This is a genomic window from Pseudomonas sp. NPDC089534, from assembly GCF_044749305.1.
GTDB lineage: Bacteria > Pseudomonadota > Gammaproteobacteria > Pseudomonadales > Pseudomonadaceae > Aquipseudomonas > Aquipseudomonas ekonensis.
This window is the reverse complement of record NZ_JBIVHR010000081.1, coordinates 20702-27710: the sequence shown is the minus strand read 5'-3', so window position 1 is coordinate 27710 and position 7009 is coordinate 20702. Positions and strand designations below refer to the sequence as shown.

Below are 7009 nucleotides of genomic sequence, written 5' to 3'. Positions count from 1 at the left end.
CCTTCTTCGCGTTGCCTTTCATCACGGTGTTGCCGAGGGAAACCTGGCCGTCGCCTTCAACTTCCACCTGCGTTCCTGGCAGCTTTCCTTCAAGGAAGCTCTTCACTTCTACGGCCTGCATGCTCAACCTCAATCGGCGCCCTGTGCGCGCGGGTCGGACATCATACAAAAAAGCCCCGCGCCTGCGAACCCCGCGGCGCAGGACTCTGACGGGGGGCTTTCTCGTCGATGCGGGTTCAGGGTTGCGCCAACAGCTCGGTCAGCTCGCTGACCTGGGCGATTTCGCGCATGTCTTCGGGCATCGCCCGGATGCTGACCGACTTGCCGGCGGCCTTCGCATCGCGGATGAAGCACAGCAGCAGCGACAGCCCGACGCTGCTCGACTTCTCCACCGCGGAGCAGTCGATCACCAGCGCCGGCGCCGTGCAGGACTTGATCAGCGCCCGGCCCTGCTCGCGCAGGCCGGGGCCGGTGCGGTAGTCCAGCACACCGCTGAGCTGCAGCTCACTGGCCTGGTCCAGACGAACGGCCGACTCGGTCATTGCGCGGGCTTCTCTTGGTGTTCGGCGTTCTGCTTGGCCTTGGCCACTTCACCGGCCCAGCCGTTGATGGTCTTGTCCAGGTCGTTGCCGTTGCGCTGCATGGCGTCGGCGAACTGATCGCGGAACAGCTTGCCGATGTTGATGCCGTTGATGATCACGTTGCGCAGCTTCCACTCGCCGTTGATCTTCTCCAGCGTGTAGGAGACCGGGTAGATCGCGCCGTTGCTGCCCTTGACGGTCATGCCGACGCTGGTGCGGTCGCCCGACTCGTCCTTGGCCGGATCGACGGTGATGCCCTGGTTGTTGTACTCCAGCAAGGCGTTGCCGTAGAACTGGAACAGGCCGCGCTTGAAGTTTTCCTCGAAGGTCTTCATCTGCGCCGGCGTGGCCTTGCGCGAATACTTGACCGTCATGATGCTCTTGGAAATGCCTTCGGCATCCACGACCGGGCCGACGATGCTGTTGAGCGCGGCGTAGAAGTCGGCCGGATCCTGCTTGTACTTCTCTTTGTTGGCGGCAAGGTCCGCCAGCATCCGGTTGGTGGTGTCCTGAACCAGATCGTGCGCCGAAGGCGCCGCCACGGCATTGGCCACCAGAGGCAGCGCCGCGAGCAACACCAACAGGCCACGTCGCAAGGTAGAGATCATTCGAAAGCTCCTCATTTGGCGTCTTTGCTAACGGTATTGAGCAGGAATTTACCGATCAGGTCCTCCAGCACCAGCGACGACTGGGTGTCGTGAATGGTTCCGCCATCCTTGAGCCGGGTGTCTTCCCCGCCCACGCTGATGCCGATGTACTTCTCGCCCAGCAGTCCAGCCGTCAGGATAGATGCTGTGGAGTCGGTCGGCAGGTTGTCGACGCTTTTGTCCACCTGCAGGGTCACCCGGCCGGTGAAGCTGTCACGGTCCAGATCGATCGCCGTGACCTTGCCGATGGTCACGCCGGCCATGGTCACTTTCGCCCTGACCGTCAGGCCGGCGATGTTGTCGAAGTAGGCATAAAGCTTATAGGTATCGGTGGACGAGGTCGGAGACAGGCCGCTGACCCGCAACGCAAGCAGCAGCAAAGCCAGGATCCCTGCCAGCAGGAACAGGCCGACACCGATTTCCAGGGTGCGGTTTTGCATCAGAAATCTCCAAACATCAAAGCGGTCAGAATAAAGTCCAGGCCGAGCACTGCCAGCGAGGCATATACCACGGTCTTGGTGGTGGCACGGCTGATCCCCTCGGAAGTGGGTTCGCAGTCATAGCCTTGAAATACGGCGATCCAGGTCACGACGAAGGCGAAGACCGCGCTCTTGATGATGCCGTTGAGCACGTCGTCGCCGAAGCTGACGCTGTTCTGCATGTTCGACCAGTAGGAACCTTCATAGACCCCCAGCCAGTCGACCGCCACCCACGAGCCGCCCCAGATGCCCACCACGCTGAAGATCATCGCCAGCACGGGCAGGGAAATGAAGCCGGCCCACAGGCGCGGGGCGATGATGTACTTGAGCGGGTCGACGCCGATCATCTCCAGGCTGGAGAGCTGCTCGGTGGACTTCATGTTGCCGATCTCCGCCGTCAGCGCCGAACCGGCGCGCCCGGCGAACAGCAGCGCCGTCACCACCGGCCCCAGCTCGCGCAGCAGCGTCAGGGCCACCATCTGCCCCACCGCCTGCTCCGAACCGTAGCTCGACAGGATATTGAACCCCTGCAGCGCCAGCACCATGCCGATGAAGATGCCGGAGACCACGATGATCACCAGCGACATGACGCCGACCGAGTGCAGCTGCTTGACCAGCAGGCCGAAGCCGCTGCCGATGCCGCCGCGGCCCAGCAGGGCGTGAAACAGGAACAGGGTCGAACGGCCGAACACCGCGACGGTGTCGATGCCGGCCAGACCGAAGCGGCGCACGCGCTCCATCAATGTAATTCTGCGCATCAGCGGCGCTTCCCCAGAAGATCGGCGCGGTAATCCGGCGCTGGAAAGTGGTACGGAACCGGCCCGTCGGGTTCGCCGGTCATGAATTGACGGATGCGCGGATCGTCCGAGCCCATCAGTTCGTCCGGCGTGCCCTGCCCCAGCACCTGCCCGTCGCCCACCACATAGATGTAGTCGGCGATGCTCGCGGTCTCGGCCAGGTCGTGGGAAACCACGATGCTGGTGATGCCCAGCGCGTCGTTGAGCAGGCGGATCAGGCGCACCAGCACGCCCATGGCGATCGGGTCCTGGCCGACGAAAGGCTCGTCGTACATCAGGATCTGCGGATCCAGGGCAATGGCGCGCGCCAGGGCGACCCGGCGCTTCATGCCGCCGGACAGCTCGTCAGGCATCAGCTCGATGGCCCCGCGCAGCCCCACCGCCTGCAGCTTGAGCAGCACGATGTCGCGGATCATCTCTTCCGGAAGGTCGGTGTGGACGCGCAGCGGGAAGGCGACGTTCTCGAACACGTCGAGGTCGGTGAACAGCGCGCCGCTCTGGAACAGCACGCCCATGTGCTTGCGCGCATCGAACAGATCGCTGCGCGAAAGCTTCGGCAGGTTCTGGCCGTTGACCCACACTTCGCCCTTGGACGGGCGCAGCTGGGCGCCCATCAGGCGCAGCAGCGTGGTCTTGCCGCACCCGGAAGGTCCCATGATGCCGGTGACCTTGCCGCGGGGGATGCGGATATCGACGTTATTGAAAATGCTCCGCGCACCGCGCTTGAAGGAGACTCCCTTCAGCTCGACCGCGTAGGCGTTATCGGCACTCATCTAAACTCCTTGCGATGCAGCCTCTCACTCGGACGCCAGGCTTGGTGAATAAAGCACAAGCGTCCCGGGCAGGCCGAACTGGCGGCGAACTATATCATTGCAATGGGCAAGCGCCCAAGGTCTCGACCGCCCCGCTTTTTGCCCGCCGAAGGGCTCTGCCCCTCCGTCCAGGCAGGTTTCGGCGGCCGCAAAGGGCAAAGCGCGACGAACTTGCGTGAGGCTTTTCGACAGAACCGCTATAATCGCCGCCTTTTCATCGGGCTATACGATTTCTGACATGAGCCAATCCAGCGACCTGATCCAATCGGCACAACGCACCGTCCGCCTCGAAGCGGAAGCCGTGCAAGGCCTGATGGCCCACATCGACGCCGATTTCGTGCGCGCCTGCGAGATGATCCTGGCCAGCAAGGGCCGTGTGGTCGTGGTCGGCATGGGCAAGTCCGGGCACATCGGCAACAAGATCGCCGCGACCCTGGCCAGCACCGGCACCCCGGCCTTTTTCGTCCATCCGGCCGAAGCCAGCCATGGCGACATGGGCATGATCACCCGCGAGGACGTGATCCTGGCCCTGTCCAATTCCGGCTCGACCAACGAGATCGTCACCCTGCTGCCGCTGATCAAGCGCCTGGGCATCCAGCTGATCAGCGTGACCGGCAACCCCCAATCGCCGCTGGCCAAGGCCGCCGAAGTCAACCTGAACGTGCAGGTGGAGCACGAGGCCTGCCCGCTGAACCTGGCGCCGACCTCCTCGACCACCGCCGCGCTGGTCATGGGCGATGCCCTGGCCGTGGCGCTGCTGGAAGCCCGCGGTTTCACCGCCGAAGACTTCGCGTTCTCCCACCCGGGCGGCGCCCTGGGCCGGCGCCTGCTGCTGAAGGTGGAAAACGTCATGCACGCCGGCGATGAACTGCCGCAGGTGCAGCGCGGCACCCTGCTCAAGGATGCGCTGCTGGAAATGAGCCGCAAGGGGCTGGGCATGACCGCGGTCCTCGAGGCCGACGGCAAGCTGGCCGGGATCTTCACCGACGGCGACCTGCGCCGCACCCTGGACCGCAACATCGACGTGCACAGCGCCGTCATCGACCAGGTGATGACCGTCCACGGCAAGACCGCCCGCGCCGAGATGCTCGCCGCCGAAGCCCTGAAGATCATGGAAGACAACCGAATCAATGCGCTGGTGGTCGTGGACGCGGAGGATCGCCCGGTCGGCGCCTTCAACCTGTCCGACCTGCTGCGCGCAGGAGTCATGTAAATGAGCAACGACCTGCTGCAACGCGGCAAAGCGATCAAGCTGGCGGTCTTCGACGTCGACGGCGTCCTCACCGACGGCCGCCTGTACTTCCTCGAAGACGGCAGCGAATTCAAGACCTTCAACACCCTGGACGGCCAAGGCATCAAGATGCTGATGAACGCCGGCGTGCAGACCGCGATCATCAGTGGCCGCAAGACCCCCGTGGTGGAGCGCCGGGCCAAGAACCTGGGCATCCCGCACCTGTTTCAGGGCCGCGAAGACAAACTTGTGGTGCTCGACGGCCTTCTGGAGCAACTGGGCCTAAGCTATGAAGAGGTCGCCTACCTGGGCGACGACCTGCCCGACCTGCCGGTGATCCGCCGCGTGGGGCTGGGCATGGCCGTGGCCAACGCCGCCGCCTTCGTGCGCGAACATGCCCATGGCGTCACCCAGGCCCGCGGCGGCGAGGGCGCCGCACGGGAGTTCTGCGAGTTGATCCTGCGCGCCCAGGGCCGCCTCGATGCCGCCAACGCCGCGTACCTGTGAGCCAGACCATGTTTAGCAAAAAATTTCGCAACATCTTGCTGTTCTGCTGCATCGCGGCGATCTTCGGTGCGGTCGGCTACTGGAACATCAGCCCGGAACGCTTCCTCGACAAGCCGGCGGTATCGGCCCAGGAAAGCCCGATCGACTGGTACGCGACCAACACCCACACGCTGCAGTACCTGGAAGACGGCAAGGTGCAGTACGAAATGACGTCGCAGAAGGCCGAGCACGTCAAGGCGACCGACATCACCCTGGTCACCAAGCCCGACCTGAACATGTTCCGCGGCACCGAGTATCCTTGGCACGTGACCAGCGAGCGCGGCGAAGTGAACCCCGGCGGCACCGAAGTCGAACTGATCGACTCGGTGCGCATCAAGCGCACCGACGAGAAGAACCGCGACACCCTGATCACCACCACCCGCATGACCGTGTTCCCGCAGGAGCAATATGCGCAGACCGAGCAACCCGTTAGAATCGACGGCGCTGGCGGCGTATCGACCGGCAAGGGAATGAAAGCGTATTTGAAAGACAGCAGGATCCACCTGCTATCGAACGTAAGAGGACAGTATGAGGCTCGTTAAAACCCTCCCTATTTTGCTCAGTCTGGGCGCAGCACTGGGAAGCGCGAGCGCCTGGGCCCTGCCGAACGATAGCCAGCAGCCGATCCGCATCCAGGCCGACGACGCGCAGCTCGACGACAAGAACGGTGTGGCGACCTACAAGGGCGATGTGATCATCACCCAGGGTTCCATGATCGTGAAAGGCAACACCGTGACCATGACCCGCGCCCCCAACGGCGACATCGACGTCGTGACCTCGGTGGGCAACCTGGCCTACTTCGAGCAGTTGCAGACCCAGGGCGACACCAAGCCCGTCCAGGGCTACGGCGTGACCATCCAGTACCACGCGCAGCAGAACCGCGTCGTGCTGATCGACCGCGCCAAGGTCATCGACAAGGACGGCAACACCACCCAGGGCGAGAAGATCGTCTACGACACGGTGAAGAAGCTGGCCAGCGCAGGCCGCGCCACCGGCAACAAGGTGACCGAGTCGCGTCCGCGGATCGACATGGTGATCCAGCCGAAACAGAAAACCGACGGACAGAAGGCCCAGTAATGGCAACCCTGAAAGCCCAGCATCTGGCCAAGAGCTACAAGAGCCGTCAGGTCGTGCGCGACGTCAGCCTGTCGATCGACAGCGGTCAGATCGTGGGCCTGCTCGGCCCCAACGGCGCCGGCAAGACCACCTGCTTCTACATGATCGTCGGCCTGGTGCAGGCCGATCAGGGCCGCGTCCTGATCGACGACCTGGACGTCAGCCACCAGCCGATGCACGGGCGCGCCAAGGCCGGCATCGGCTATCTCCCGCAGGAAGCGTCGATCTTTCGCAAGCTGTCGGTGGCCGACAACATCATGGCCATCCTCGAGACCCGCAAGGAGCTCGACAAGGCCGGCCGGCGCAAGGAGCTGGAAAGCCTGCTGCAGGAGTTCCACATCAGCCACATCCGCGACAACCTCGGCATGAGCCTGTCCGGCGGCGAGCGCCGTCGCGTGGAAATCGCCCGCGCCCTGGCCACCGCACCGAAATTCATCCTGCTCGACGAACCGTTCGCCGGCGTGGACCCGATCTCGGTGGGCGACATCAAGCAGATCATCCATCACCTTAAGGCCAAGGGCATCGGCGTGCTGATCACCGACCACAACGTCCGCGAGACCCTGGACATCTGCGAAACGGCCTACATCGTCAACGACGGCCAACTGATCGCCGAAGGCGACTCGGACACCATCCTCGCCAACAATCTGGTGAAGGAAGTGTACCTGGGCCACGAGTTCCGCCTGTAAGCGCCGAGGTGCCCGCCCTGCCGGCCATGCGCTGCATCAATCAAAGCGCTGTTTTATGCGCTTTAATTGTTACAGCGCTCTAGGCAAACACTTCAGTTTCAGGCATATAATTTG

At 63.5% G+C, this 7009-nt stretch carries 10 protein-coding genes; 5 read left to right on the top strand and 5 right to left on the bottom strand.

Going from position 1 to position 7009, the window contains the following annotated elements; translation table 11 throughout:
* Nucleotides 1–236: 236 nt before the first annotated feature.
* Genes ACIP0B_RS21720 through ACIP0B_RS21700 form a run of 5 tightly spaced genes read right to left on the bottom strand, consistent with a single transcriptional unit; the run spans nucleotide 237 to nucleotide 3277 of the window.
* Nucleotides 237–542 carry a lipid asymmetry maintenance protein MlaB gene (locus ACIP0B_RS21720; RefSeq protein ID WP_400835869.1) on the bottom strand — a complete coding sequence of 102 codons (306 nt, stop codon included), beginning with the start codon at nucleotides 540–542 and terminating at the stop codon, nucleotides 237–239.
* The gene (locus tag ACIP0B_RS21715; protein WP_400835867.1) at nucleotides 539–1189 is read right to left on the bottom strand and encodes a phospholipid-binding protein MlaC; all 651 of its coding nucleotides are present in this window, start codon (nucleotides 1187–1189) and stop codon (nucleotides 539–541) included. The genes ACIP0B_RS21720 and ACIP0B_RS21715 overlap by 4 nt, the downstream gene beginning before the upstream one ends.
* An 11-nt stretch (nucleotides 1190–1200) precedes the next feature.
* Nucleotides 1201–1668 (bottom strand): outer membrane lipid asymmetry maintenance protein MlaD, encoded by a 468-nt coding sequence (gene mlaD, locus ACIP0B_RS21710; RefSeq protein ID WP_085578615.1) that lies wholly within the window; start codon nucleotides 1666–1668, stop codon nucleotides 1201–1203.
* Nucleotides 1668–2465, bottom strand: coding sequence for a lipid asymmetry maintenance ABC transporter permease subunit MlaE (gene mlaE, locus ACIP0B_RS21705; protein ID WP_400835864.1), 798 nt, complete (start codon nucleotides 2463–2465; stop codon nucleotides 1668–1670). Before mlaE ends, mlaD begins: the two co-directional genes overlap by 1 nt.
* A complete protein-coding gene (locus tag ACIP0B_RS21700; protein WP_064593401.1) occupies nucleotides 2465–3277 on the bottom strand; it encodes an ATP-binding cassette domain-containing protein in 813 nt (270 codons plus the stop codon). Before ACIP0B_RS21700 ends, mlaE begins: the two co-directional genes overlap by 1 nt.
* Before the next feature lie 277 nt (nucleotides 3278–3554).
* On the opposite strand from ACIP0B_RS21700, the gene ACIP0B_RS21695 reads away from it, so the two are divergent.
* From ACIP0B_RS21695 to lptB, 5 genes are read left to right on the top strand one after another with little or no spacing between them, the layout of a single operon-like run.
* Nucleotides 3555–4529: a KpsF/GutQ family sugar-phosphate isomerase gene (locus ACIP0B_RS21695; protein WP_400835862.1), complete on the top strand. Its 975-nt coding sequence runs from the start codon at nucleotides 3555–3557 to the stop codon at nucleotides 4527–4529.
* Nucleotides 4530–5054, top strand: coding sequence for a KdsC family phosphatase (locus ACIP0B_RS21690; protein WP_400835860.1), 525 nt, complete (start codon nucleotides 4530–4532; stop codon nucleotides 5052–5054).
* Between the two features lie 8 nt (nucleotides 5055–5062).
* Entirely contained in the window at nucleotides 5063–5635 is a 573-nt protein-coding gene (lptC, locus tag ACIP0B_RS21685; protein ID WP_400835858.1) for an LPS export ABC transporter periplasmic protein LptC, read from the top strand.
* Complete coding sequence (lptA, locus tag ACIP0B_RS21680) at nucleotides 5622–6170, top strand: lipopolysaccharide transport periplasmic protein LptA (protein ID WP_217893646.1); 549 nt, start codon at nucleotides 5622–5624, stop codon at nucleotides 6168–6170. The genes lptC and lptA overlap by 14 nt, the downstream gene beginning before the upstream one ends.
* Complete coding sequence (gene lptB, locus ACIP0B_RS21675; protein ID WP_400835855.1) at nucleotides 6170–6895, top strand: LPS export ABC transporter ATP-binding protein; 726 nt, start codon at nucleotides 6170–6172, stop codon at nucleotides 6893–6895. Before lptA ends, lptB begins: the two co-directional genes overlap by 1 nt.
* Nucleotides 6896–7009: the final 114 nt, after the last annotated feature.

Bases quoted from the DNA above. Each gene is read 5' to 3' on its own strand.
- lptB (WP_400835855.1), top strand. From the start codon at position 6,170: ATGGCAACCCTGAAAGCCCAGCATCTGGCCAAGAGCTACAAGAGCCGT.
- ACIP0B_RS21720 (WP_400835869.1), bottom strand. From the start codon at position 542: ATGACCGAGTCGGCCGTTCGTCTGGACCAGGCCAGTGAGCTGCAGCTC.
- ACIP0B_RS21715 (WP_400835867.1), bottom strand. From the start codon at position 1,189: ATGATCTCTACCTTGCGACGTGGCCTGTTGGTGTTGCTCGCGGCGCTG.
- mlaE (WP_400835864.1), bottom strand. From the start codon at position 2,465: ATGCGCAGAATTACATTGATGGAGCGCGTGCGCCGCTTCGGTCTGGCC.
- ACIP0B_RS21695 (WP_400835862.1), top strand. From the start codon at position 3,555: ATGAGCCAATCCAGCGACCTGATCCAATCGGCACAACGCACCGTCCGC.
- lptA (WP_217893646.1), top strand. From the start codon at position 5,622: ATGAGGCTCGTTAAAACCCTCCCTATTTTGCTCAGTCTGGGCGCAGCA.
- lptC (WP_400835858.1), top strand. From the start codon at position 5,063: ATGTTTAGCAAAAAATTTCGCAACATCTTGCTGTTCTGCTGCATCGCG.
- mlaD (WP_085578615.1), bottom strand. From the start codon at position 1,668: ATGCAAAACCGCACCCTGGAAATCGGTGTCGGCCTGTTCCTGCTGGCA.
- ACIP0B_RS21690 (WP_400835860.1), top strand. From the start codon at position 4,530: ATGAGCAACGACCTGCTGCAACGCGGCAAAGCGATCAAGCTGGCGGTC.
- ACIP0B_RS21700 (WP_064593401.1), bottom strand. From the start codon at position 3,277: ATGAGTGCCGATAACGCCTACGCGGTCGAGCTGAAGGGAGTCTCCTTC.